This window comes from Citrobacter sp. Cb041 (assembly GCF_030336655.1).
GTDB lineage: Bacteria > Pseudomonadota > Gammaproteobacteria > Enterobacterales > Enterobacteriaceae > Citrobacter > Citrobacter braakii.
The window spans coordinates 55,109-81,577 of sequence record NZ_JAOWDD010000020.1 but is presented as its reverse complement, the minus strand read 5'-3'; the positions used below and the strand labels follow the sequence as shown (position 1 = coordinate 81,577).

Here is a 26,469-nt window from a genome sequence, read left to right as displayed (position 1 = left end):
AGGGCACTCAATGAGTGCCTTGTCTCTTTATTACGTTTAAACCCTTATACTGAAAGAACGTTCATCGGTAGTGCTTGCCGGATGGCACATTTTTGTCGGCCTGATAAGCGTGGCGTCATCAGGTGTTATGTCATCGCTATGAACCTCAGGAACATATAACGATAAGGAGAACCTGATTCCGTGCTAACTCTGTTACACCTGCTTTCTGCTGTCTCTATGCTGGTTTGGGGTACTCATATTGTGCGCACCGGCGTGATGCGCGTCTTCGGCGCCCGCTTGCGTACCGTACTCAGCCGTAGTGTTGAAAAGAAGCCGCTCGCCTTTTGTGCGGGTATCGGCGTGACGGCGCTGGTACAAAGCAGCAACGCCACCACCATGCTGGTGACCTCGTTTGTCGCGCAGGACCTCGTCGCGCTCACCCCTGCGCTGGTGATTGTACTCGGCGCCGACGTCGGGACCGCGCTGATGGCGCGTATCCTGACCTTCGATCTCTCCTGGCTGTCGCCACTGCTGATTTTTATCGGCGTGATCTTCTTTCTCGGACGTAAGCAGTCCCGTGTGGGGCAACTGGGGCGGGTTGGTATTGGACTGGGGTTGATTTTACTGGCGCTGGAACTGATTGTGCAGGCGGTAACACCGATCACCCAGGCTAACGGCGTACAGGTTATTTTCGCCTCGCTCACCGGCGATATCATGCTGGATGCGCTGATTGGCGCTATGTTCGCGATTATCAGTTACTCCAGCCTTGCGGCGGTGCTGCTGACGGCAACGCTGACCGCGGCAGGCATTATCTCGTTCCCGGTGGCGTTGTGTCTGGTGATTGGCGCCAACCTCGGCTCTGGCCTGCTGGCGATGCTTAATAACAGCGCCGCTAACGCCGCCGCCCGCCGTGTGGCGCTCGGTAGCCTGCTGTTTAAGCTGGTGGGAAGCCTGATTATCCTGCCGTTTGTTCATCCGCTGGCCAATCTGATGGATGAACTGCCGTTACCGAAATCTGAACTGGTTATTTACTTCCATGTCTTCTACAACCTGGTGCGCTGCGTGGCGATGGTGCCGTTCGCAGAACCGATGGCGCGTTTTTGTAAGCGCATCATCCGCGATGAGCCGGAGCTGGATGCGCATCTGAAGCCCAAGCATCTGGACGTCAGTGCGCTGGATACGCCGACGCTGGCCCTGGCCAATGCCGCTCGTGAAGCTCTGCGCATCGGCGACGCGATGGAGCAGATGATGGACGGGCTGAAGAAGGTGATGCACGGCGAGCCGCGTGAAGAGAAAGAGCTGCGCAGGATGGCGGACGACATTAACGTGCTATACACGGCAATTAAGCTCTATCTGGCGCGGATGCCAAAGGATGAACTGGCGGAAGAGGAATCACGCCGTTGGGCGGAGATTATCGAAATGTCGCTTAACCTCGAGCAGGCTTCCGATATTGTCGAACGTATGGGCAGTGAGATAGCGGATAAGTCGCTGGCTGCCCGTCGCGCATTCTCCGTGGAAGGATTGAAAGAGCTGGATGCGCTCTTCGATCAGCTGCTCAGCAATCTGCAGCTGGCGATGTCGGTGTTCTTCTCAGGTGACGTGACCAGCGCCCGTCGTCTGCGCCGTAGCAAGCACCGTTTCCGTATTCTCAACCGTCGTTATTCGCATGCGCACGTTGACCGTCTGCATCAGCAGAACGTGCAGAGCATCGAGACCAGCTCCTTGCACCTGGCGCTGCTGGGCGATATGCAGCGTCTGAACTCGCTGTTTTGTTCCGTGGCCTATAGCGTGCTGGAACAGCCGGATGAGGACGATGAGCGCGACGATTATTGAGTGAGGTGGACCGGTTGGCCGGATAAGGCATTTATGCCGTTATCCGGCAACGTCGGTTAGAAGCAGTGACCTGCTTCGAGGGCAACCGCGTCTTCACCCGCTTTAAAGACGTAAGTGGTGTTCGGACCGCCAAGAACCGCCTGGCCGTTACTCACCTTAATCCAGTTTCCTTCCGGCAAGCCAATCACCGTCAGCTCTGGTGCCACAACCAGCAGCTCGCGAATACGCTGTTCACGCGTTTCGCCTTTGTGGCCTTCCGGAAGCGCATTGGTGAAATGTGGGTTAATCTGCAGCGGGAACAGACCCAGGGCATCAAAACCTTTTGGATCGACAATCGGCATGTCGTTGGTGGTGCGGATGGTCTGGCAGGCGAGGTTAGAACCTGCGCTCCAGCCGATGTACAGCGCACCGCGTTTGACGACATCCACAATCGGCGCCAGCAGTCCGCGCTCGCGGCTCTCTTTCAGTAACTGGAAGGTGTTACCCCCGCCGACAATCACCAGCTCTGCGTTTTCAATGGCAGCGATCGGATCGGCAACGGTATGAATGCCAGTAACGTTGACGCCCATTGGCGCAAAGATGGCTGTCGTTTTCGCCGTGTATTCATCCCAGGTTTGCGTCACGCCAGCGAACGGAATAAACACCGCCGTACGGCGACCATTCAGCTGCTCAGCAATCAGTGGTAGCGCATGTTCCATCCAGCCTTTGCCCGGCAGTGTCGAGTTACTCAATAAAAGCAGTTCCATCATTTCTCCATGTAATCAGAAAATTACAAACCACGCTAATGCTACCACTATCAGCGTAACGCCTTACTGATATGGCTCACGATGTTGGAAGGGGGGGAAAGCCGAACGGGTTAACCACAACCTCCTGTTGGAAAAGCCCGTTCAGACTTAACAACGATCAATCTATTGAAACAGCGTCCTTTTGCGTAGTGGCAAACGCCAGGCCTTCGTCCTCCCAGCCCTTAATACCACCAATCATTATTTTCACCGGTCGACCTAGCTGCGCCAACTTCAGCGCCGCGCGATCGGCCCCGTTACAGTGTGGGCCAGCGCAATAGACGACAAACAGTGTGTCCTGTGGCCATTTTTTCAAGGATTCCGTATTTATCAGTCGATGGGGAAGATGAATCGCGCCAGGGATATGACAACGAGAAAAACTCTCTGCACTCCCCACTACATGTAAAAGCACAAAATCTTTGTCGTCAGCAGCCATCGCGGAATGAACGTCAGAACAATCCGTCTCCATATTCAGACGTTGCTGGAAATGGGCGATAGCTTGTGCAGATGAAGCGGCTGGAATATCAGTTACGGTACTCATATTGTTGTTTTCTCTTGTGGTGAAATCAGCTGTTGTGTTACCTCTTATCTCATCAAAAAATTAACCTTGAAACACCCTCTGACCATGACAGATTCCGCCAGGATCATGACAACATCTTCTCGCCCGTTGGTCGTTGCACTCGCTTATGACGGGCTATGTACTTTCGAGTTTGGCGTCGCAGTGGAAGTTTTTGGGCTTCCGCGACCTGAACTGGGAGAGAGCTGGTATCGTTTTGCCGTGGCTTCGGTTGATCAAGGTGAATTAAGGGCAACTGGTGGGGTTCGTATCGTGGTGGACGGTGGATATGAATTGCTGCAGGAAGCAGACACTATTGTCATTCCTGGCTGGCGTGACGTGAGCTCACCGGTCCCGGAAGCATTATGCGATGCGCTTCGTGAAGCACATCAACGCGGTTGTCGAATCATCTCTATCTGTTCTGGTGTATTTGTTCTGGCTGCGGCAGGTTTGCTGGATGACCGTAAGGCGACGACGCACTGGCGTTACGTCAGTGAACTCCAGCGACGCTTTCCCGCCATCAACGTCGTGGAAGATGTCCTGTATGTCGGTGACCACGACGTGCTCACTTCGGCAGGTAGTGCGGCAGGGATTGATTTATGTTTGCATGTGGTACGCACTGATTTTGGACTTGAGGTTGCCAATAACGTGGCCCGTCGCCTGGTGCTGCAGCCCCACAGGGATGGCAGCCAGACTCAGCAGCAACTGCGTCCTGTTGCCCGCAGTCGGGAAAGCCAGCGTTTTGGTCTTTTGCTTGACTGGTTACATAACAATATCGCGCAGAAGCATACCCTTGACGCTCTGGCCAGCCAGGTCGGTATGAGTCCCCGAACGTTGATGCGGCGATTTCAGGAGTCAACGGGGCTTACTCCCGCACGTTGGCTGATGAATGAACGGCTAAACCGTGCGCAGCAGGCGCTCAATACATCCCATATCAGTATTGAGCAGATCGCGCAGCAAACCGGGTTCGGCAGCGCAAACTCTTTGCGTTACCACTTTCAAAAACGATTTGGAATCAGCCCGCAGGCATTACGTAATCAGATGCGATAGCACATTTTCACGCTCTGCTTTTTTATCCCCCGCAAGGTAGGGTATATTTCGCTGTCAAAGGAGAAATTATGCTGCCCGACTCATCCATCCGATTAAATAAATACATCAGTGAAAGCGGAATCTGCTCGCGCCGCGAGGCGGATCGCTTTATCGAACAAGGGAATGTCTTCCTGAATGGTAAACGCGCCACCATTGGCGATCAGGTGATGCCTGGCGACGTCGTAAAAGTGAATGGTCGGTTGATTGAGCCGCGTGAAGCGGAAGATCTGGTTTTTATCGCGCTGAACAAGCCGGTAGGGATTGTCAGCACCACTGAAGACAGCGAACGCGACAACATTGTTGATTTCGTTAACCACAGCAAGCGCGTGTTCCCAATCGGTCGTCTGGACAAAGATTCCCAGGGGCTTATCTTTCTGACCAACCACGGCGACCTGGTGAATAAAATCCTGCGTGCCGGTAACGATCACGAAAAAGAGTATCTGGTGACGGTAGATAAGCCGGTCACTGATGACTTTATCCGTGGGATGAGTGCCGGTGTGCCAATCCTTGGCACCGTTACCAAGAAATGTAAGGTCAAGAAAGAAGCGCCGTTTGTGTTTCGTATCACGCTGATTCAGGGGCTGAACCGCCAGATCCGTCGTATGTGCGAGCACTTTGGCTATGAAGTTACTAAGCTTGAGCGTACACGTATCATGAACGTTGGTCTGTCCGGCCTGCCGCTGGGTGAATGGCGCGACCTGACGGATGACGAACTGATCGACCTGTTCAAGCTGATTGAGAACTCGTCCTCAGAAGCCAAACCGAAGGCGAAAGCGAAGCCAAAAACCGCAGGCATTAAGCGCCCGGTGGTGAAAATCGAAAAATCGGCAGAGAAAGAGAAATCGCGCCCGGCGGCAAACGGGAAGCGTTTTACCTCGCCGGGGCGTAAGAAGAAAGGGCGTTAACGTCTGCCGCGCGTTGGCGTATTCGCTGACCAGGAAAATGATGCTTCCGCATCCGGTTTATAAGCCTGCTTTTTCTTCAACTGGCGGGCTTTTTTAGCTTCTGCTTCGCGCAAGGCCATCAGTTTATCGATGTACTCTTTCTTGATGCTGTTGGTCTCAGCGTTGGTCAGCAGTCGACCATGCGCAATGCGCGCGCGGTCGAGCAGCGTTTTCAGTTCACGCTGTTCGCGCTCGGTCATCTCTTTTTGGGTTATGCGGGGGAGTGCCATAAGGGTGCCCTCTGTTAGCCGATATTCGCAGTGTACGGCAAAGTGCAGAGGCTGGGTAGGCCGGATAAGGTGTTAGCCGCTATCCGGCCTACCGCCGCCAATTAGCGGCGTTCTTTTTCTTCAATCGGTTTACCGGACCAGTAACCTGCCAGCAGCGAACCGGAAAGGTTATGCCAGACCGAGAACAACGCGCCGGGCAGCGCCGCAAGCGGGCCAAAGTAGATTTTGCCCAGCGCAGCGGCAAGCCCTGAATTCTGCATGCCCACTTCAATAGCCAACGTACGACAGGTTGACTCGTCGAAACCAAACAGTTTTCCGCCCCAGTAGCCGCCGAGCAAGCCAATGGTGTTATGCAGGATCACGGCGATAATCACCACAAAGCCGACGGACGCAATGTGCGAGGCGGAACCCGCCACGACGGCGCTGATGATCGCCAGGATGCACAGCATAGAAAACGCCGGCAGATACGGTTCCACGGCTTTTACGACGCGTGGGAACAGATGGTGAATGACCAGCCCCAAAGCAATCGGAATGACCACTATCTGCAGAATACTCAGCAGCATACCCATCACATCCACCTGGATATGCGCGTCGACATACAGCCGTGTCAGCAGCGGCGTGGCGACAACGCCGACCAGCGTTGAAACCGATGAAATAGTCACGGAGAGCGCCACATCACCTTTTGCCAGATAGATCATGACGTTCGATGCCGTTCCGCTGGCGACGCTACCGACCAGCACCATCCCTGCCGACAGTTCCGGCGGCATATTAAATGCCAGCGCCAAAATCCATGCGGCGAGCGGCATCACCAGATAGTGCAAGAAAATACCCGCCGCGACCGGAGCGGGGCGTGAGAGTACGCGTTTAAAGTCGTCCACCTTCAGGTGAACGCCCATGCCGAACATGATCAGCATCAGCAACGACGGTACGAATGGCCCGACAGGCGTAAAGGTGGAGGGCGTGTAATACGCAATAACAGAGAGCAGCAGCGCCCATAACGGGAACAGCCGCGTGAGAGTAGCGAGCATGTTATCTTCCTTGCGATTGAAATGTGTTGTGTTGTTATAAAAAAGCCGGGTTCGAGCCCGGCTATAGTTATTGTTTATCGCGTGATGAAATATTATTCAAACAAATTATGATGTAGCTTCTGTACCACCTGTTCGGCTTCGCTACCGGGCACCAGGAAGCACAGGTTATGGCTGGACGCGCCGTAGCAAATCATGCGGATGTTGAACGGCTCCAGTACACCAAACACCTCTTTACCCACCCCGCAGGCTTTGGACAGGTCGTTGCCAATCAACGCCACCAGCGCCAGGCCTTCTTCGACTTCAACCCGGCACAGGGCAGACAGTTCCATCAGCAGAGACTGCGTTAACAGCGTATCGCCGGTGGAGGTTGAACCGGTGGTATCCAGCGTCAGCGCTACGCTGACTTCAGATGTGGTAATTAAATCTACCGAGATATTGTGGCGTGCAAGGATGCCGAACACTTCTGCTAAAAAGCCGCGAGAGTGCAGCATATTCAGGCTATGCAGCGTCAGCAGCGTCTGCTTACGGCGTAGCGCCAGCGCACGGAACAGCGGTGGATTCGCGGTTTTATTGCAGACCAGCGTACCGCCTGCTTTTGGATCCTTGCTGGAGCCAACAAATACCGGGATATCGCTACGTACGGCCGGCAACAGGGTTGCCGGGTGCAGCACTTTCGCGCCAAAGGTCGCCATTTCAGCGGCCTCTTCAAAGGCGATTTCATCAATACGCTGCGCAGCAGGAACAACGCGCGGATCGGTAGTGTAAATGCCTGGAACATCGGTCCAGATATCGACGCGCGTTGCGTGCAGCGCTTCGGCCAGCAGGGCGGCTGTATAATCGCTACCGCCGCGCCCCAACGTGGTGGTGCGGCCTTTGCCTTCGCTGCCGATAAAACCCTGAGTGATTACCAGACCTTCGCTCAGACGCGGGGCCAACTGAAGCGTTGCCAGTTCAGCCAGCGCCGCGACGTCGGGTTCTGCGCGACCAAAACGATCGTTGGTGCGCATCACTTTACGCACGTCAAACCACTGCGCTTGTACGTTGCGTTCACGCAGGATTTCGACGAACAACAGGGTAGACATCAGTTCACCGTGGCTGACCAGTTCGTCGGTCAGGGCGGTTGAGGTCGCCAGTGACGCCGCTTCTGCCAGCGTGGTGATGTTTTCCAGCAGACGTTCAATCTCTTCACGAATTACGTTTGGATAACGCAGGCGTTCCAGAATATTGAATTGAATTTGACGAATGGCGTCGAGTTTTTCGAAGCGCTCGGTTGGCTCCAGCCCTTCAGCCAGTGCGACCAGCAGGTTGGTAATTCCAGCGGAAGCGGAAAGTACCACTACACGGACGTTAGCATCAGAAAGCACCACATCAGCGCTGCGATTCATGGCATCAAAATCCGCCACGCTGGTACCGCCAAACTTGGAGACAACTACATCAGTCATAACTACCTCGTGTCAGGGAATGAATAGAGCGACCATGGCACATAAGGCAGAACGAAAACCGGTGCAGGCGCAAATGCAAATACCGTATTTATAAATAAAATGTGTAGCTTGCACTGTCAACGCTGGGATTATGCGGATTTTTCATGCTGCGTTTCCGTTCAGTAACAGCGCTTATAACATCTATACTTTTTACCCCGGTTCGATGGATACAAGGGCGATGGCATTAAAACAATCACACTTTTCTGTGACTGGCGTTACAATCGATCTCAGTCACAATTCTCAAAATCAGAAGAGTATTGCTAATGAAAAACATCAATCCAACGCAGACCTCAGCCTGGCAGGCACTACAAAAACACTTTGAAGAGATGAAAGACGTTACTATCGCGGATCTGTTCGCGAAAGATGGCGATCGTTTCGCTAAATTTTCCGCAACGTTTGACGATCTGATGCTGGTGGATTTCTCCAAAAACCGCATCACTGAAGAGACGCTGGCTAAACTGCAGGATCTGGCGAAAGAGACCGATTTGGCAGGCGCCATCAAGTCCATGTTCTCCGGTGAGAAAATTAACCGCACTGAAGATCGTGCCGTGCTGCACGTGGCGCTGCGCAACCGTAGCAACACTCCAATCATCGTTGACGGCAAAGATGTGATGCCGGAAGTGAACGCGGTGCTGGAGAAGATGAAATCCTTCTCTGAAGCGATTATCTCCGGAAGCTGGAAAGGCTATACCGGTAAAGCCATTACTGATGTCGTGAACATCGGTATCGGCGGTTCAGACCTCGGCCCGTTCATGGTGACCGAAGCGCTGCGCCCGTACAAAAATCACCTGAACATGCATTTTGTGTCTAACGTCGATGGTACGCACATTGCCGAAGTGCTGAAGAAAGTGAATCCGGAGACTACGCTGTTCCTGGTCGCTTCCAAAACCTTCACCACTCAGGAAACCATGACTAACGCCCACAGCGCGCGCGACTGGTTCCTGGCGACCGCTGGCGACAACAAGCACGTTGCCAAACACTTCGCAGCGCTCTCCACTAACGGTAAAGCGGTTGGCGAGTTCGGTATTGATACCGCCAATATGTTCGAGTTCTGGGACTGGGTTGGCGGTCGTTACTCTCTGTGGTCTGCAATCGGTCTGTCCATCATCCTTTCTGTGGGCTTCGACAACTTTGTTGAGCTGCTTTCTGGCGCGCACGCCATGGACAAACACTTCTCCACCACTCCGGCGGAGAAAAACCTGCCGGTGCTGTTGGCGCTGATCGGTATCTGGTACAACAATTTCTTCGGTGCTGAAACCGAAGCGATTCTGCCGTACGACCAGTATATGCACCGTTTCGCGGCCTACTTCCAGCAGGGCAATATGGAATCCAACGGTAAATACGTTGACCGTAACGGCAATGCGGTGGATTACCAGACAGGCCCAATCATCTGGGGTGAGCCGGGTACTAACGGTCAGCATGCGTTCTACCAGCTGATTCATCAGGGTACCAAAATGGTTCCGTGCGATTTCATCGCTCCGGCAATCACCCACAACCCGCTGTCGGATCACCATCCGAAACTGCTGTCTAACTTCTTCGCCCAGACCGAAGCGCTGGCTTTTGGTAAATCTCGTGAAGTGGTTGAGCAGGAATACCGCGACCAGGGTAAAGATCCTGCAACGCTTGACCACGTTGTGCCGTTCAAAGTGTTCGAAGGTAACCGTCCAACTAACTCCATCCTGCTGCGCGAAATCACACCGTTCAGCCTGGGTGCGCTGATTGCGCTGTACGAGCACAAAATCTTCACTCAGGGCGCGATCCTGAATATCTTCACCTTTGACCAGTGGGGCGTTGAGCTGGGCAAACAGCTGGCGAATCGCATTCTGCCAGAGCTGAATGATGATAAAGAAATCACCAGCCATGATTGCTCAACTAACGGTTTGATTAACCGTTATAAGTCCTGGCGTTAATCTGCTTCTTCCTTCGAGCCGCAGCGCTGTTGGCTGCGTTCGTTAACCCCGGTCACATAGCTATCTATGCTCCCGGGGATTAACGATCTTGCCGTCTTGCTGCAATTCGAATGAATTTGCAGATTACTTATAAAAAAAGCCGATATTAATATCGGCTTTTTTATAATCTGGCTCCCGAATATCTACGCTTTTGCTTTACACCTTTATTGAGCTTAATCCTAAAATAATTCATTCAACGTTATCGTGTTTCTGGTTTTTTCAGAATTACCGGATATTGTGTTTTTGTTTTTGTATTTTAACTTTATGATTATATTGAATTAATTATCTTACGTTAATCATTTTATTTCTTGCTATCTAATTATCCTAAATTCCCGCCTGGCGTAATTTGCACACTTTGGCTTGTGTATACTCGATCTCGCCCGAAATTCTTTTGGGTAAATCTCCATTCATACAATGAAGGGAATTTGTGATGAAAAAAGTTCTGTATGGCCTTTGGGCTATATCTGCGCTTGCGGCGACTTCTGTCTATGCTGCCCCCGTTCAGGTGGGTGAGGCTGCAGGGTCGGCTGCCGCGTCGGTTTCGGCAGGAAGTTCCTCCGCAACCAGCGTGAGCACCGTAAGTTCTGCGGTGGGGGTTGCCCTTGCGGCAACCGGTGGCGGTGATGGTTCTAACACAGGAACCACAACCACCACAACCACCAGTACCCAGTAATACCGGTACGTTTAATTCTAACCACACTTCGGTGTGGTTATTTTGCCGCTGCGGAGAAATGTCGTGAAGCGACCAGCGCTGATAATGGTTTGCCTGTTATTACAGGCGTGCTCAGCCACCACCGAAGGGCTGGGTCATTCGCTATGGGATAGCGTGTTTGGTACTCCCGGCGTACAGATGACGGACGATGAAATCAAAAACATGCCCTACGCCAGCCAGTACATGCAGCTCAACGGCGGCCCACAACTGTTTGTGGTACTCGCGTTCGCGGAAAACGGACAGCAGAAATGGGTGACTCAGGATCGGGCCATTCTCGTCACGCAGTCTGGGCGCATGGTGAAAACGCATCTCGGCGGGGATAACCTGATCGAGGTGAATAATCTCGCGGCAGACCCGCTCATCAAACCAAACCAGATAGTTGACGGGGCAACGTGGACCCGCACGATGGGCTGGACCGAACATCAGCAGGTGCGCTATGCCACCGCCCGCTCGGTTTTCGAATGGGATGGCACTGACACCATTAAGGTTGGTAGCGAAGATACGCCAGTACGAATCCTTGACGAAGAAGTCACCACCGATCAAACGCGCTGGCATAACCGCTACTGGATCGACAGCGAAGGGCAGATTCGCCAATCGGAACAGTATCTTGGCGCACGTTACTTCCCGGTGAAAACCACGCTGATTAAGGCGGCAAAATCATGATGAAACGAGCCGTTGTGGCGCTGCTATTGAGCCTGAGCGCAGCGTCAGTTTTTGCTGCGGGTAGCGTTAAGGTCTTTACCTCCGCCAGCGAAGAGCCAAAAACGTTGACCGGGGCCGAACATCTGCTCGACCTGGTTGGGCAGCCGCGGTTGAGTAATAGCTGGTGGCCAGGAGCGGTTATCAGCGAAGAGCGGACAACGATGGAGGCAGAGCGTCAGCAGCAGGCATTACTGGCTCGTCTGGCGATGCTCAGCGCTGAAGAAAGCGGTGACGATGCCGCGGCTATCAACGCATTACGCCAACAAATTCAGGCGCTGAAGGTGACCGGCAGACAGAAGATTAATCTCGACCCGGATGTTGTGCGCGTCAGTGAGCGAGGCAACCCGCCGTTGCAGGGCAATTACACGCTGTGGGTCGGACCGCAGCCAACGGATATAACGCTGTTTGGCCTGCTAAGTCATCCGGGTAAACAACCGTTTATGCCCGGGCGCGATATCGCCAGCTATCTCGATGGGCAACGTCGGCTCAGCGGCGCAGATCGTAGCTATGCCTGGGTCATCTATCCCGACGGACGCACGCAAAAAGTCCCGGTCGCCTACTGGAACAAACATCACGTTGAGCCGATGCCCGGCAGCATCATTTTTGTCGGGCTCTCTGATGCTGTTTGGCGCAGCACCCCGGATGAAATCAATGCCGACATTCTTCGCACCCTGACCCAGCGGATACCCGAATAATGAGAAAAACTTATCTGCTCAGCTTACTGGCGTTGGGCGTAAGCGTTGCCTGCCACGGTGAAACCTGGCCCGCGCCCATTGGACCTTCCCAGTCCGATTTTGGCGGCGTGGGACTGCTGCAAACCCCAACCGCACGCATGGCGCGTGAAGGCGAAATGAGCCTTAACTACCGCGATAACGATCAATACCGTTACTACTCTGCGTCGGTACAACTCTTCCCCTGGCTGGAAACTACCCTGCGCTATACCGATGTGCGTACCAAAAAATACAGCGGCGTGGAGTCGTTTTCTGGCGATCAGACTTATAAAGATAAGGCTTTTGATCTCAAACTTCGCCTGTGGGAAGAGAGCTACTGGATGCCGCAGGTAGCGGTTGGCGCGCGGGATATCGGTGGTACCGGACTGTTTGATGCGGAGTATGTGGTGGCGAACAAAGCCTGGGGCCCGTTTGATTTCTCTCTCGGCCTTGGCTGGGGATATCTCGGGACCAGCGGCAACGTTAGCAACCCGTTTTGCTCATACAGTGATAAATTCTGCCATCGCGATAACAGCTACAAGCAGGCCGGTTCTATTGACGGTAGCCAGATGTTCCACGGTCCGGCGTCGCTGTTTGGCGGCGTAGAGTATCAGACTCCCTGGCAGCCGCTGCGCCTGAAACTGGAGTATGAAGGTAATAATTACCAGCAGGATTTTGCCGGCAAGTTGGATCAGAAGAGCAAGTTTAACGTCGGCGCTATTTATCGCGTCACCGATTGGGCCGACGTTAACCTCAGCTATGAGCGCGGGAACACCTTGATGTTTGGGGTCACGCTGCGGACTAACTTTAACGATCTGCGACCAAACTATAACGACAATACCCGCCCGAAATATCAACCACAGCCGCAGGATGCCATCCTGCAACATTCGGTGGTGGCGAATCAGTTAACGCTGCTGAAATATAATGCCGGGCTGGCGGATCCTAAAATTCAGGTGCAGGGCGATACGCTGTATGTGACGGGTGAACAGGTGAAATACCGTGATTCGCGCGAAGGGATCGAGCGTGCTAACCGGATCGTGATGAACGATCTTCCCGATGGGATCCGCACGATCCGCATTACGGAAAACCGCCTTAACTTGCCGCAGGTGACGACCGAAACGGAGGTTTCCAGCCTCAAGCGCCATCTGGAAGGCGAGCCGTTGGGCCATGAAACTCAGCTGGCACAAAAACGCGTCGAACCCGAGGTACCGAAAACGACCGAGCAGGGCTGGTATATTGATAAGTCACGCTTCAATTTCCACATCGATCCAGTGCTAAATCAGTCGGTGGGCGGCCCGGAAAACTTCTATATGTATCAGTTGGGCGTGATGGGAACGGCGGATTTGTGGGTTACCGATCATCTGCTGACCACCGGGAGTTTGTTCGCCAACCTCGCCAATAACTATGACAAGTTTAACTACACCAACCCGCCGCAGGATTCGCATTTACCACGCGTGCGTACCCATGTGCGTGAGTATGTGCAAAACGATGTCTACGTGAATAACCTGCAGGCCAACTACTTCCAGTCACTCGGAAACGGGTTCTACGGACAGGTTTACGGGGGCTATCTGGAAACTATGTACGGCGGAGCGGGGGCAGAAGTGCTGTATCGCCCGCTGGACAGCAACTGGGCGTTTGGTGTTGATGCCAACTACGTGAAACAGCGTGACTGGCGTAGCGCGCAGGACATGATGAAGTTCACCGACTACAGCGTGAAGACCGGGCATTTGACGGCTTACTGGAATCCTTCGTTCGCCCAGGATGTACTGGTGAAAGCCAGCGTGGGGCAGTATCTGGCGGGGGATAAGGGCGGAACGCTGGAAGTGGCGAAACGCTTTGACAGCGGCGTAGTGGTGGGTGGTTATGCGACCATCACCGACGCCTCGCCGGATGAGTACGGAGAGGGTGATTTTACCAAAGGGGTGTACGTTTCTGTGCCGCTGGATCTGTTCTCGTCAGGCCCAACCCGCAGTCGTGCGGCGATTGGCTGGACGCCGTTAACACGCGATGGCGGCCAGCAGCTTGGACGTAAGTTTGGTCTGTACGACATGACCAGCGACAGGAGTGAAAACTTCCGCTGATAGATGGCCGGATGGGACCTGCGCTTATCCGGCTCTATAAACGACGTAATAATTTTGCCGGATTTCCCGCATACACGCCTTTCTCGGTGATCGATTTGGTCACCACGCTTCCCGCGCCGACGACCACGCCATCACAGATAGTGACCGCCAGAATGGTCGCTCCGCTACCGATCGAGACATCGTCGCCAATCGTAATACGTCCCCAACTGTTGCGGTCGGCATTGGGTTTTCCTTCGCGAAACATATCGTTGGCGAACATCACGCCGTGACCGATAAAACAGCGGGCGCCGAGGGTGACATATTCGCAGATGAAGGTGTGTGACTGAATTTTGCTGTCTGCGCCAATCTGCGTATTACCCTGGATTTCAACAAATGGTCCGACAAAAACGTTGTCACCCAATGTGCAGTCGTAGAGATTTGCGGGTTCATAGATCACCACGTTCTCACCGCAGGTAACGTTGCGAACAGCGGATTGTCTTAGCTGCATAATTCATTCTGTGAAATGTGTCGTGACACTCATCATTCCCTGCTGACCTTTCTTGCACAAAATATAAACAAAAAATGTAGATCTCTGTCACATTTTTGCGTTATACAGGAACCTCGCCACTGAGTAAGAGGTGCTGTTATGACGTCGCTATCTCGTCCGCGCGTGGAGTTTATCTCCACTATTTTACAGACCGTGTTGAATCTGGGGTTGCTGAGTCTGGGCCTGATCCTGGTCGTATTCCTCGGGAAAGAAACGTTGCATCTGGCGGATGTGCTGTTCGCGCCGGAACAAACCAGCAAATATGAACTGGTGGAAGGGCTGGTGGTTTACTTTCTCTACTTTGAATTTATCGCGCTGATTGTGAAGTACTTTCAGTCAGGTTTTCACTTTCCGCTGCGCTACTTTGTCTATATCGGGATCACTGCGATTGTGCGGCTGATCATTGTCGATCATAAAGCGCCGATGGATGTGCTGATCTATTCTGCGGCGATCCTGCTGCTGGTGATCACCCTGTGGCTGTGTAATTCCAAACGGCTGAAGCGAGAGTAAAAGACAACACGCCGCAATTAGGCTGCGGCGTGTTTTGGGTAAGAATTACTGCGCAGAGGCCGGCTGGGTTTTCTCCGCTGCGGGCTCCCACAGCTCTTCAAGTTCTTCCAGCGTTTTGCCTTTGGTTTCCGGCACAAACTTCCACATAAACAGCGCGGCCAGAATGCCCATACAACCGTAAATCCAGTAGGAGAAACCGTTGTGGAAATGGGAAATCAGCCACGAATTTTTGTCCATCATCGGGAAAGTCCAGGAAACGAAGTAGTTCGCCAGCCATTGCGCGGCAACCGCAATGGCGAGCGCTTTGCCACGAATTGCATTGGGGAAGATTTCGGCCAGCAGCACCCAACAAACCGGTCCCCAGGACATGGCGAATGCGGCGACATAAAACAGCATCGACAGTAACGCAACCAGCCCGGAAGCCTGGGTATAAAAGGCGGTTCCGAGGCTGAACATACCGATGGCCATGCCTAAGGCGCCAATAATCTGCAGCGGTTTGCGACCAAATTTATCCACCGTCATGATCGCCAATACGGTAAAGCTTAGGTTGATCACGCCAACAATAATGGTCTGCAACAGCGCCACGTCAGTGCTGGCTCCCAGCGTTTTAAACACTTCCGGGGCATAGTAGAGCACGACGTTAATACCGACGAATTGCTGGAAGATAGACAGCATCACGCCGATGACGATAACGCCTGCGCCAAACATCAGCAGTCGACCGCCGGTTTTACGACCATGTTCCAGAGACTGATTGATCTCCTGTATGGCCTGGGCGGCGAGGGTGCTCCCCATAATTTTGCGCAGAATACCTTCCGCTTGTTCATGTCTACCACGCGCCATCAGCCAGCGTGGGCTTTCTGGTACGGTATACAGCAGCAGTAAAAATAGCAGAGCGGGAATACTTTCGGACGCAAACATATATCGCCAGCCATCAGTATTCAGCCAGTTAGCGTCACCTGAACGAGCGATAAAATAGTTAACGCAATACACCAATAGTTGACCAAAAATAATGGCGAACTGGTTAAATGACACCAGTTTCCCACGAATATGTGCGGGTGCCAGTTCAGCAATATACATTGGTGAGAGCATTGAGGCTAAACCTACCCCAATACCACCAATGATGCGATAAATAACAAATTCGGGAACGTATCCGGCTAAATAAACAGGTACCGCGTTATCTGGATTAATCGTCGTAAAGCCTAATTCTGGCCAGGCGGATCCAATGCCGGAAATAAAGAACAGCAGGGCGGCGATTTTCAGCGAGTCCCGACGACCAAACCGGTTACTGCAATAGCCGCCCAGCGCGCCGCCGATGATGCAACCAATCAACGCACTGGCGACGCAAAAACCTAACAGCGAGTTGGCAGCGGATTCACTTAAGTGTTGTGGGGCGACAAATACGGTATTTAAGGATTCTACCGTTCCGGAAATGACAGCCGTGTCATAGCCGAATAATAGCCCTCCTAATGTTGCGACTAATGTAATCGAAAAAATATAACTGGAATTATATTGAGTGTTCATTCAGACCTGCCTTAAAGGGTACAGCTCTTTTGATCAGTGCGGTGATGGTGAATTTAACAGGCAGGGAAGACAATTATCATTTTTTACATTGCAATTATGTTTTGTCTTTTCTGTGATCTTAATTCTGTTTAATTTGTCGAGTTTCAGGCGAAAAATTGATTTGCAGTGATGGGGGGCACGAAAGGAAATAATCGTAAGCGTAATGCAAAATAACATAAAAAAAGGGCGCTCCGTAGAGCGCCGAATAACAGTCACAGGTTGGGATAACATAAGTTGAGGGTTGCAGTGGCATTGCCCGTTGCCGGGCAGTTACTTCGGTAAAACTTAACCTTTCACACCACCCGCCGTCAGTCCGTTGACCAGCCAGCGCTGTGCCAGCAGGAACACCAGAGTGATCGGAATGGCTGAAAGTACAGCTGCGGCGGCAAAGTCGCCCCACAAATAGTTCTGTGGATTGAGGTACTGCTGCATACCTACCGCAAGGGTATAGCTGTTCACATCACGCAGCAGCAGTGATGCGACCGGTACTTCGGTAATCGCGGCAATGAAAGACAGAATAAACACGACCGCCAGAATCGGAACGGAAAGCGGTAGCAACACCAGGCGGAATGCCTGCCACGGCGTTGCGCCATCCAGCGCGGCCGCTTCTTCCAGCGAACCGTCGATGGTTTCGAAATAGCCCTTAATCGTCCACACATGCAGCGCAATACCGCCGAGATAGGCGAAGATCACGCCGCCGTGAGTGTTCAGACCAATAAACGGAATGTACTGGCCCAGGCGGTCAAACAAAGCGTACAACGCGACCAGAGACAGCACCGCCGGGAACATCTGGAATATCAGCATCCCTTTCAGCAGGGTTGCTTTGCCCGGGAAACGCATACGGGCAAAGGCGTAAGCGCAGGTGGTGGAAAGCGTCACGATACCGATCGCGGTAATGGTGGCTACTTTTACCGAGTTCCACAGCCATAACAGCACCGGGAACGGCGGCGGCGTCACGCGGCCATCCGCATGCTCAACGCTAAAGCCCAGCGCCAGTTTCCAGTGTTCCCAGGAGATGTTTTCCGGGATCAGGCTGCCGGTGGCAAAGTTACCTTCACGCAGCGAGATAGCGATAACCATCAGCAGCGGGAACATGATCGCTGCAATGAAAATCAGCAGCAGCAAGTGCGTTGTTAAGAGACGCAGTTTCTGAGATTTGGGTTGTACCATAGCCATGTTCGTTGTCTCCCTTAATCAAACTTCATACGCGTGGCTTTCAGGTTCACGATGGCCAGCGCACCGACCAGCAGGAAGATCAGCGTGGCAATCGCCGCCGCCAGACCGAAGTCCTGACCACCGCCGCCTTCGAAGGCGATACGGTAGGTGTAGCTCACGAGCAGGTCGGTATAGCCTGCTGGCGTGGTGGTACCAAGACGGTCTGGACCACCGTTGGTCAACAGTTGAATCAGCACGAAGTTGTTAAAGTTAAAGGCGAAGCTGGCGATCATCAGCGGCGTCAGCGGCTTAATCAGCAGCGGCAACGTAATCTTAAAGAAGTTCTGGAACGGACCTGCACCATCCATCGCCGACGCTTCATACAGGTCGTCAGGGATCGCTTTAAGCAGACCCATGCACAGGATCATCATGTACGGGTAACCAAGCCAGGTGTTGACGATAATAATCATCGAACGCGCGGTGGTTGGGTCGCTGAACCAGGCCGGTTTGATGCCAAACAGCGCGCTCAGCATCATGTTGATTTCACCGAAGCTCTGGTTGAACAGCCCTTTGAAAATCAGAATCGAAATAAACGACGGTACGGCATACGGCAGAATCAGCAGGACACGGTAAATCGCTTTGCCTTTGAGAGACTCCCACTGTACGAGACAGGCCAGTACCATCCCCACGGCCACGGTGAGGATCACGGTCAGAACGGAGAAGACCACCGTCCAGACAAAGATGGCGAAGAACGGTTTCTGAATGCCTTCGTCGGTAAATACGCGGGCGAAGTTGTCCCAACCGATGGCTACGGTATAGCCTGGGCTGAGTTTTTCGTTACCCCAGCTACCGTCAGCGTTAATTGCCTGATAATAACCAATATCGTTGTTGGCGCGGTATTTTACGCCGCTTTGGCTGTTGGTAAGCGTGCCGTCATCAGCGAGCGTATAGAGTGGCTGCGTGCCGGAAAACTGGCGCAGTGAACTCATAATCACTTTGCTTTCATCCGGCAGGATGGCGGTGAGTTGGGTTAACGCCTGGCGATTTTGCGTAATGACACGCAGCGTCGCACGTTCGCCCGTTGGCAGCGCTTCGGCTTCTTTCAACTGCAGTTTCTGTTCGCCGCCAAATTTAAAGGCGTCGGAGAGATAATTCTTGCCAGTTTCACCGTCGGTGAGGGCCAGTTGCCACTCCGTACCCGCCGGATACAGGCCGAAGTTGTAGGTTTTCCCCGCCTGATAAGAACGGTCCATCAGGACTTCCTGAGCACGTTCAAAGGTCAGTTGGTTGGTGCTGCTGTAGTTGGTAAAGGCAATTGCGATAGTACAAATTAGCGGAAACAGGACAAACAGCCCCATCCCTGCAACGCCTGGGTAAACATAGCGCCAGGCGTAGGCTTTACGGTTAGCAAAAATATACAGGCCAGCAGAGCTTAAAATCAGCGTCATGATGGCAAACAGGTACTCCCCCTGAGCATACATCAAAACAACAAGGTAACCGACCAGCAGCCCAAGCAGACCCATCACTGACCATTTCAGCCGGTCGCTTTGCCACCAGTGTTTCTTTTTAATGACATCCATGGGGATCAATCCTCTTTACGCTTTATCCTTCGCACTACCTCTTTGTTGGCTGCGGAAGCTCACCCCAGTCACTTACTTATGTAAGCTCCTGGGGATTTGCCTCCTTGCCGCCTCGATGTAGCGCGAATGATTTCGCGTAACAACGTATTCAATAAACCTGATTCCCTAAGAAATAAGGGAAACCGTATTACTTGGTGATACGACCTTGTGCATCTTTCAGCGCGGCATCGACGGTCTGACGGCCGCTGGCAGCGTTGATCACTGCGGTACGAACGGCATACCAGAATGCGGACATCTGCGGGATGTTCGGCATGATCTCGCCTTTCTGGGCGTTATCCATGGTGGCCGCGATACGCGGGTCTTTCGCTAACTGATCCTGGAAGGATTTCAGCGCAACCGCGCCCAGCGGTTTGTCCTTATTCACTTCATCCAGACCCTGATCGGTCAGCAGGTAGTTTTCGAGGAACTCTTTTGCCAGTTCTTTGTTCGGGCTGGCAGCGTTGATACCTGCGCTCAGAACGCCCACGAACGGTTTGGACGGTTTACCCTTGAAGGTTGGCAGCAGGGCAACGCCGTAATTCACCTTGCTCTTATCGATGTTGGACCACGCCCACGGACCGTTGATGGTCATCGCGGTGTCACCTTTGTTAAAGGCCGCTTCGGCGATGGAGTAATCGGTATCCGCGTTCATGTGTTTGTTCTTGATCAGATCAACCAGGAAGGTCAGACCCGCTTTTGCGCCCGCGTTGTCCACGCCCACGTCTTTCACGTCGTACTTGCCGTTTTCAAACTTGAACGCGTAACCGCCGTCGGCGGCAATCAGCGGCCAGGTGAAGTACGGTTCTTGCAGGTTGAACATCAGCGCGGATTTTCCTTTCGCCTTCAGTTCTTTATCCAGTGCAGGAATTTCTTCCCAGGTTTTTGGCGGGTTCGGAACGAGGTCTTTGTTATAAATCAACGACAGCGCTTCAACCGCGATCGGGTAGGCAATCAGTTTGCCGTTATAGCGTACGGCATCCCAGGTGAACGGATAGAGTTTGTCCTGGAACGCTTTATCTGGGGTGATTTCAGCCAGCAGGCCAGACTGAGCGTAGCCGCCAAAACGGTCATGTGCCCAGAAGATGATGTCCGGGCCGTCGCCAGTCGCGGCAACCTGTGGGAACTTCTCTTCCAGTTTGTCCGGGTGCTCAATGGTGACTTTGATACCGGTGTCTTTCTCGAATTTTTTGCCCACTTCAGCGAGGCCGTTATAGCCTTTGTCGCCGTTAATCCAGATAACCAGCTTACCTTCTTCAATCTTGGCGAGAGCCGAGGCGGAAAACATCATCGTCGTTAATGCAGACAATGCGAGGATGCATGCGCCAGTTTTGATTTTCATAGTTCCCATCCTGTTTGGTGATTTTGCAGAGGTGGCTTAACGGTTACTAGTTTCTTTATACGACAACCTCTTTCCATCCTCCTTACCCCTACGCCCCACCCGCTCTTTATGTGATCTGTGTTACATAAATGTGAGTATTGCGTACTGGCGCACATAAAAACCCACTGATTTTTGCAGGCTGCATCACGAAATTCCTCCGCGGCGTACGGCCCGGGTCTCAGACGCTGTTCTCTCATCCTCCCGCCTCCTCCCCCATAAAAAAGCCGGGGGTGGAGGATTCACGCAGTCAAGGGATCACGCATAGTCAGCCCATCATGAATGTTGCTGTCGATGACAGGTTGTAACGAAGGGAGAAGGGCATGGCGAGCGTACAGCTGCGAAATGTAACGAAAGCCTGGGGTGACGTGGTGGTATCGAAAGATATCAATCTCGACATTCACGAAGGGGAATTCGTGGTGTTTGTCGGACCGTCAGGCTGCGGTAAGTCGACCTTGCTGCGTATGATCGCCGGACTTGAAACCATCACCAGTGGCGACCTGTTTATCGGGGAGACCCGGATGAACGACATTCCCCCCGCCGAACGCGGCGTGGGCATGGTCTTTCAGTCCTACGCGTTGTATCCCCATTTATCCGTCGCAGAAAACATGTCGTTTGGCCTCAAACTGGCTGGCGCAAAAAAAGAGGTGATGAATCAGCGCGTGAATCAGGTCGCGGAAGTTCTGCAACTTGCGCACCTGCTGGAGCGTAAACCGAAAGCGCTTTCCGGCGGGCAACGTCAGCGTGTGGCGATTGGCCGAACGCTGGTTGCCGAGCCGCGCGTATTCCTGCTGGATGAACCGCTGTCGAACCTCGACGCCGCTCTGCGTGTGCAAATGCGAATTGAAATCTCCCGTCTGCATAAACGTCTTGGCCGCACGATGATTTACGTCACCCACGATCAGGTCGAAGCGATGACGCTGGCCGACAAAATTGTGGTGCTGGATGCTGGTCGCGTGGCGCAGGTCGGCAAACCGCTGGAGCTATACCACTATCCGGCTGACCGCTTTGTTGCCGGGTTTATTGGCTCGCCGAAGATGAACTTCCTGCCGGTGAAAGTCACCGGGACGGCCATCGATCAGGTGCAGGTTGAACTGCCCAACCGCCAGCAAATATGGCTACCAGTGGACAGCCATGCGGTACAGGTTGGTGCCAACATGTCTTTAGGTATCCGCCCGGAACATCTGCTGCCCAGCGATATCGCCGATGTCACCCTCGAAGGTGAAGTGCAGGTGGTCGAGCAGCTTGGTCACGAAACTCAAATTCATATCCAGATCCCCGCCATCCGTCAAAACCTGGTTTACCGCCAGAACGACGTGGTGTTGGTAGAAGAGGGTGCCACATTCGCCATCGGCCTGCCGCCAGAGCGTTGCCATCTGTTCCGTGAGGATGGCACTGCATGTCGTCGGTTGCATCAAGAGCCGGGCGTTTAAGGTCCCCATAAAAAACGAAACGCAAAGCCATTCGAAGCTACATCGAGGCGGCAAGTAAATGAATCCCCGGGAGTGTACAAAGAGTACGCGACTGGGGTGAAAGAACGCAGCCAACAAAGAGGCAGCCCGAAGGGGGACGCGTTTAAAGAAAAGCAATGATCTCAGGAGATAGAACGATGATTACTCTGCGCAAACTCCCTCTGGCGGTTGCTGTAGCAGCAGGCATTATGTCTGTTCAGGCAATGGCTGTAGATTTCCACGGTTACGCTCGTTCCGGTATTGGCTGGACAGGGAGTGGCGGTGAACAACAGTGTTTCCAGGCAACCGGTGCACAAAGTAAATACCGTCTCGGTAACGAATGTGAAACCTATGCGGAAATCAAATTAGGTCAGGAAGTGTGGAAAGAAGGCGATAAGAGCTTCTACTTCGACACCAACGTTGCTTACTCCGTCGCACAGCAGAATGACTGGGAAGGCACAGACCCGGCATTCCGTGAAGCAAACGTGCAGGGTAAAAACCTGATCGAATGGCTGCCAGGCTCCACTATCTGGGCCGGTAAGCGCTTCTACCAGCGTCATGACGTACACATGATCGACTTCTACTACTGGGATATTTCAGGTCCTGGCGCCGGTATTGAAAACATCGATCTGGGCTTCGGTAAACTGTCTTTGGCAGCGAGCCGTTCACAGGAAGCGGGTGGTTCATACGCTTTCAGCAGCCAGAATATCTATGATCGTACCAAAGACACCGCGAACGATGTCTTTGACGTTCGTTTAGCGCAGTTGGCAACTAACCCGGATGGGATGTTGGAACTGGGCGTTGACTATGGTCGCGCGAATACCACCGATGATTACAGGCTGGCGGACGGCGCATCTAAAGATGGTTGGATGTTCACCGCTGAACATACCCAGAGCATGCTGAAGGGCTACAACAAGTTTGTCGTTCAGTACGCCACAGATTCCATGACCACCCAGGGCAAAGGCCTGAACCAGGGTTCTTATGGTTCTTCCACTACGACCATTGAAGATCCCGTTACTGGCGTTAAAACCAACTATGCCAACAACGTTGTGAATAACAACGGTAGCCTGTTCCGCGTGCTGGACCACGGTGCAATCTCCTTGGGCGACAAGTGGGACCTGATGTACGTCGGTATGTACCAGAACCTCGACATGGATAACGACCTGGGGACCGAATGGTACACCGTCGGTATTCGCCCGATGTATAAATGGACGCCAATCATGAGCACCCTGCTGGAAGTCGGTTACGACAACGTCAAATCTCAGCAGACCAGCGATCGCAACAGCCAGTACAAAATCACCCTGGCCCAACAATGGCAGGCGGGTGACAGCATCTGGTCTCGTCCGGCAATCCGCGTCTTCGCAACCTATGCAAAATGGGATGAAGAGTGGGGTTACATCAAAAATGGTAACGACGTAACCAAATTCGCAGCGGCAACGAACTCTGGCCTCAGCACAACCAGCCGTGGCGACAACGATGAGTGGTCCTTCGGTGCCCAGATGGAAATCTGGTGGTAATTCAGCACTAACCTGACGTAAAGACCGAAAGAGGGGCGCAAGCCCCTCTTGATTACGGTTTAGCGCGCTATTGCCTGGCCACCGCTGAACCCATGCTATCTGAGGTGATAACAATGAAAATGAAGAAAAGTCTCGTTGCCCTTTGTTTATCTGCAGGGTTATTTGCCAGCGCTCCTGGCATCAGCCTGGCCGATGTGAATATTGTTCCGCAGAACACCACCGCGGCCCCATCTATTCCCACTGCGGCGCTGCAGCAGTTAACCTGGACGCCTGTTGATCAATCCAAAACCCAGTCTTCGCCGCTTGCGACAGCGGGTCAGCGTCTGGATGTCGCCGGTATTACTGGCCCGGTCGCTGCGTATAGCGTCCCGGCGAATATTGGCGAGCTCACCCTGACGCTGTCCAGTGAAGTGAATAAACAAACCAGCGTATTTGCGCCAAACGTATTAATTCTTGACCAAAACATGACGCCATCTGCGTTCTTCCCCAGCAGCTATTTTACCTACCAGGAGCCCGGCGTGATGAGTGCCGATCGTCTGGAAGGGGTAATGCGTCTGACGCCAGCGCTGGGTCAGCAAAAACTCTATGTTTTGGTCTTTACCACTGATAAAGATCTCCAGCAGACCACAACCCTGCTTGACCCGGCAAAAGCCTATGCCAAGGGCGTAGGTAACGCTATTCCGGATATTCCAGACCCGATCGCCCGTCATACCACCGACGGTTTATTGAAACTGAAAGTCAAAACCAGCTCCTCCTCCAGTGTTCTGGTCGGGCCGCTGTTTGGCTCATCCGGCCCTGGTCCTGTCACGGTGGGCAATACCGCCGCGCCTGCGGTGACCTATGCGGCTCCGGCAGCAGCCGTTGCTGCTCCAGCGGCACAACCGGTGAAGAAAAGTGAGCCGATGCTGAACGACACGGAAAGTTATTTTAACCAGGGCATTAAGGATGCCGTTGCGAAAGGCGATGTCGATAAAGCGCTGAAGCTGCTTGATGAAGCTGAGCGTCTGGGATCCAAATCTGCCCGATCCACCTTTATCAGCAGTGTAAAAGGCAAGGGGTAAACATCGCCCCGCATTGTTGATTTTGCAACAACTGGTGCGTCTCCTGGCGCACCTTTTTTTATCCTTCGGTGCTAATTGTTACACTTATGTTGCTCTGGCGATCACTTAATTGTGTTTGCTCACCCCGTAATGCATTTTCTGCGATACAATGCCTTCAAGTTATAAATCGGAGAGTAAGGCATGCCACACCCTGCGTTAACGCAACTGCGTGCGCTGCGTTATTTTGATGCGATCCCGGCGCTGGACGCCCAACTGCTCGACTGGTTGTTACTGGAAGATTCCATGACTAAACGTTTTGAGCAGCAGGGAAAACAGGTCACCGTAACGTTGATTCGCGAAGCATTCGTTGGGCAAAATGAGGTGCCTGAAGAGCTGCCGCTGCTGCCTAAAGAGTCCCGTTATTGGTTACGTGAAATCCTGTTATGTGCGGATGGTGAACCCTGGCTTGCCGGGCGGACCGTGGTGCCTGAATCAACCTTGTGCGGCCCTGAGCTGGCCTTACAAAATCTGGGGAAAACCCCGCTCGGACGTTACCTGTTTACATCATCGACATTGACCCGAGATTTTATTGAGATTGGCCGCGATGCAGCGCTGTGGGGGCGCCGTTCCCGCCTGCGGCTGAGCGGTAAGCCGCTGATGCTTACCGAGCTTTTTCTACCTGCATCGCCGTTGTACTGAGAGGAAGATAAAGATGGAGTGGAGTCTGACGCAGAATAAGCTGCTGGCATTTCACCGCTTGATGCGTACGGATAAGCCAATCGGTGCCTTACTGCTGCTCTGGCCTACGCTGTGGGCATTGTGGGTGGCAACCCCAGGCATGCCGCAATTGTGGATCCTGGCGGTTTTTGTTGCTGGCGTTTGGTTAATGCGCGCTGCCGGCTGCGTGGTGAATGATTATGCCGACAGGAAATTTGACGGACACGTTAAACGCACCGCAAATCGCCCGTTGCCGAGCGGGGCCGTCACTGAAAAAGAGGCCCGAACGCTGTTCGTCGTATTGGTACTGCTGGCCTTCCTGCTGGTTTTGACGCTCAACACGATGACCATTTTGTTGTCCGTTGCGGCGTTAGCGCTGGCGTGGGTTTACCCGTTCATGAAGCGCTATACGCACCTGCCGCAGGTGGTGCTGGGGGCGGCGTTTGGCTGGTCGATCCCGATGGCGTTCGCCGCCGTGAGCGAGTCCGTACCGCTGAGCTGCTGGCTGATGTTCCTCGCCAATATTCTCTGGGCGGTGGCCTACGACACGCAGTATGCGATGGTTGACCGCGATGATGACCTGAAGATCGGCATTAAATCGACCGCGATTCTGTTCGGTCAAAACGACAAGCTGATCATTGGTATCCTGCAGGTGGGCGTACTGGTGCTGATGGCGCTGGTGGGTTGGTTAAACGGGCTGGGACTGGGTTATTACTGGTCTCTGCTGGTGGCTGGCGCGCTGTTTGTATATCAGCAGAAACTGATCGTCAATCGCGAGCGTGATGCCTGTTTTAAAGCGTTTATGAACAATAACTACGTCGGTCTGGTGCTGTTCTTAGGGCTGGCGATGAGCTACTGGCATTTTTGAGTTTGGCTTAGCCTGCAAAATAAAAAACCGGTCATTTCATTTCGACCGGTTTTTT

Annotated in this window: 24 protein-coding genes; 14 read left to right on the top strand and 10 right to left on the bottom strand. The window is 53.2% G+C overall.

The window, feature by feature from the left end; translation table 11 throughout:
• Positions 1-180: 180 nt before the first annotated feature.
• The gene (locus OGV52_RS01580; protein WP_016155327.1) at positions 181-1,812 is read left to right on the top strand and encodes a Na/Pi cotransporter family protein; all 1,632 of its coding nucleotides are present in this window, start codon (positions 181-183) and stop codon (positions 1,810-1,812) included.
• A 56-nt stretch (positions 1,813-1,868) separates the two neighbouring features.
• Here OGV52_RS01580 and pepE read toward each other — a convergent pair whose 3' ends face one another.
• Positions 1,869-2,558 (bottom strand): dipeptidase PepE, encoded by a 690-nt coding sequence (gene pepE / locus OGV52_RS01575; RefSeq protein ID WP_287107979.1) that lies wholly within the window; start codon positions 2,556-2,558, stop codon positions 1,869-1,871.
• Positions 2,559-2,715: 157 nt separating this feature from the next.
• Positions 2,716-3,135, bottom strand: coding sequence for a rhodanese-like domain-containing protein (locus OGV52_RS01570; protein ID WP_019077882.1), 420 nt, complete (start codon positions 3,133-3,135; stop codon positions 2,716-2,718).
• Between the two features lie 84 nt (positions 3,136-3,219).
• Between OGV52_RS01570 and ftrA the strand changes: the two genes are divergently transcribed.
• The gene (ftrA, locus tag OGV52_RS01565) at positions 3,220-4,200 is read left to right on the top strand and encodes a transcriptional regulator FtrA (RefSeq protein ID WP_049282909.1); all 981 of its coding nucleotides are present in this window, start codon (positions 3,220-3,222) and stop codon (positions 4,198-4,200) included.
• A gap of 68 nt (positions 4,201-4,268) precedes the next feature.
• Positions 4,269-5,144 carry a 23S rRNA pseudouridine(2604) synthase RluF gene (gene rluF / locus OGV52_RS01560; protein ID WP_016155331.1) on the top strand — a complete coding sequence of 292 codons (876 nt, stop codon included), beginning with the start codon at positions 4,269-4,271 and terminating at the stop codon, positions 5,142-5,144.
• Here rluF and OGV52_RS01555 read toward each other — a convergent pair.
• The 3 genes from OGV52_RS01555 to lysC all read right to left on the bottom strand — a co-directional run bounded on the left by OGV52_RS01555 (position 5,141) and on the right by lysC (position 7,883).
• On the bottom strand, positions 5,141-5,413 hold the full coding sequence (locus OGV52_RS01555; RefSeq protein WP_003826541.1) for a YjbD family protein: 273 nt from the start codon (positions 5,411-5,413) through the stop codon (positions 5,141-5,143). The two genes, rluF and OGV52_RS01555, sit on opposite strands and share 4 nt — an antisense overlap.
• 101 nt (positions 5,414-5,514) lie before the next feature.
• Positions 5,515-6,441 (bottom strand): ketopantoate/pantoate/pantothenate transporter PanS, encoded by a 927-nt coding sequence (gene panS, locus OGV52_RS01550; RefSeq protein WP_101700860.1) that lies wholly within the window; start codon positions 6,439-6,441, stop codon positions 5,515-5,517.
• A 92-nt stretch (positions 6,442-6,533) separates the two neighbouring features.
• A complete protein-coding gene (gene lysC, locus OGV52_RS01545) occupies positions 6,534-7,883 on the bottom strand; it encodes a lysine-sensitive aspartokinase 3 (RefSeq protein ID WP_016155333.1) in 1,350 nt (449 codons plus the stop codon).
• A 302-nt stretch (positions 7,884-8,185) separates the two neighbouring features.
• Here lysC and pgi point away from each other — a divergent pair, with 302 nt between their 5' ends.
• The 5 genes from pgi (at position 8,186) to OGV52_RS01520 (ending at position 14,076) form a co-directional block, all read left to right on the top strand.
• Positions 8,186-9,832, top strand: coding sequence for a glucose-6-phosphate isomerase (gene pgi, locus OGV52_RS01540; RefSeq protein ID WP_065554816.1), 1,647 nt, complete (start codon positions 8,186-8,188; stop codon positions 9,830-9,832).
• A gap of 469 nt (positions 9,833-10,301) precedes the next feature.
• A complete protein-coding gene (yjbE, locus tag OGV52_RS01535; RefSeq protein ID WP_003826562.1) occupies positions 10,302-10,544 on the top strand; it encodes an exopolysaccharide production protein YjbE in 243 nt (80 codons plus the stop codon).
• A gap of 63 nt (positions 10,545-10,607) precedes the next feature.
• On the top strand, positions 10,608-11,246 hold the full coding sequence (locus OGV52_RS01530; protein WP_046275310.1) for a YjbF family lipoprotein: 639 nt from the start codon (positions 10,608-10,610) through the stop codon (positions 11,244-11,246).
• Positions 11,243-11,980: a capsule biosynthesis GfcC family protein gene (locus tag OGV52_RS01525; RefSeq protein WP_287107975.1), complete on the top strand. Its 738-nt coding sequence runs from the start codon at positions 11,243-11,245 to the stop codon at positions 11,978-11,980. Before OGV52_RS01530 ends, OGV52_RS01525 begins: the two co-directional genes overlap by 4 nt.
• Positions 11,980-14,076, top strand: coding sequence for a YjbH domain-containing protein (locus tag OGV52_RS01520; protein WP_094761853.1), 2,097 nt, complete (start codon positions 11,980-11,982; stop codon positions 14,074-14,076). The genes OGV52_RS01525 and OGV52_RS01520 overlap by 1 nt, the downstream gene beginning before the upstream one ends.
• 34 nt (positions 14,077-14,110) lie before the next feature.
• Here the strand turns inward: OGV52_RS01520 and OGV52_RS01515 are convergent, their stop codons facing one another.
• Positions 14,111-14,563 carry an acyltransferase gene (locus OGV52_RS01515; protein ID WP_016155439.1) on the bottom strand — a complete coding sequence of 151 codons (453 nt, stop codon included), beginning with the start codon at positions 14,561-14,563 and terminating at the stop codon, positions 14,111-14,113.
• A gap of 138 nt (positions 14,564-14,701) precedes the next feature.
• Here OGV52_RS01515 and psiE point away from each other — a divergent pair, with 138 nt between their 5' ends.
• Positions 14,702-15,112, top strand: a complete 411-nt coding sequence (psiE, locus tag OGV52_RS01510) for a phosphate-starvation-inducible protein PsiE (protein ID WP_003031674.1) — start codon at positions 14,702-14,704, stop codon at positions 15,110-15,112.
• A gap of 45 nt (positions 15,113-15,157) precedes the next feature.
• Here psiE and xylE read toward each other — a convergent pair whose 3' ends face one another.
• From xylE to malE, 4 genes are all read right to left on the bottom strand, one after another.
• On the bottom strand, positions 15,158-16,633 hold the full coding sequence (gene xylE, locus OGV52_RS01505) for a D-xylose transporter XylE (protein ID WP_047499539.1): 1,476 nt from the start codon (positions 16,631-16,633) through the stop codon (positions 15,158-15,160).
• 324 nt (positions 16,634-16,957) lie between these two features.
• Positions 16,958-17,848 carry a maltose ABC transporter permease MalG gene (gene malG / locus OGV52_RS01500; RefSeq protein ID WP_016155340.1) on the bottom strand — a complete coding sequence of 297 codons (891 nt, stop codon included), beginning with the start codon at positions 17,846-17,848 and terminating at the stop codon, positions 16,958-16,960.
• 14 nt (positions 17,849-17,862) lie between these two features.
• Positions 17,863-19,407 (bottom strand): maltose ABC transporter permease MalF, encoded by a 1,545-nt coding sequence (gene malF / locus OGV52_RS01495; protein ID WP_141876097.1) that lies wholly within the window; start codon positions 19,405-19,407, stop codon positions 17,863-17,865.
• Between the two features lie 187 nt (positions 19,408-19,594).
• Positions 19,595-20,785, bottom strand: coding sequence for a maltose/maltodextrin ABC transporter substrate-binding protein MalE (gene malE / locus OGV52_RS01490; protein WP_200052333.1), 1,191 nt, complete (start codon positions 20,783-20,785; stop codon positions 19,595-19,597).
• A gap of 359 nt (positions 20,786-21,144) precedes the next feature.
• Here malE and malK point away from each other — a divergent pair, with 359 nt between their 5' ends.
• The 5 genes from malK to ubiA all read left to right on the top strand — a co-directional run bounded on the left by malK (position 21,145) and on the right by ubiA (position 26,414).
• Positions 21,145-22,254: a maltose/maltodextrin ABC transporter ATP-binding protein MalK gene (gene malK / locus OGV52_RS01485; RefSeq protein WP_016155343.1), complete on the top strand. Its 1,110-nt coding sequence runs from the start codon at positions 21,145-21,147 to the stop codon at positions 22,252-22,254.
• Between the two features lie 176 nt (positions 22,255-22,430).
• Positions 22,431-23,789, top strand: coding sequence for a maltoporin (locus OGV52_RS01480; RefSeq protein WP_016155344.1), 1,359 nt, complete (start codon positions 22,431-22,433; stop codon positions 23,787-23,789).
• 113 nt (positions 23,790-23,902) lie between these two features.
• On the top strand, positions 23,903-24,850 hold the full coding sequence (gene malM / locus OGV52_RS01475; RefSeq protein ID WP_200052334.1) for a maltose operon protein MalM: 948 nt from the start codon (positions 23,903-23,905) through the stop codon (positions 24,848-24,850).
• Positions 24,851-25,030: 180 nt separating this feature from the next.
• Complete coding sequence (gene ubiC / locus OGV52_RS01470; protein ID WP_016155346.1) at positions 25,031-25,528, top strand: chorismate lyase; 498 nt, start codon at positions 25,031-25,033, stop codon at positions 25,526-25,528.
• A gap of 13 nt (positions 25,529-25,541) precedes the next feature.
• Positions 25,542-26,414, top strand: a complete 873-nt coding sequence (ubiA, locus tag OGV52_RS01465) for a 4-hydroxybenzoate octaprenyltransferase (protein ID WP_003826589.1) — start codon at positions 25,542-25,544, stop codon at positions 26,412-26,414.
• Positions 26,415-26,469: the final 55 nt, after the last annotated feature.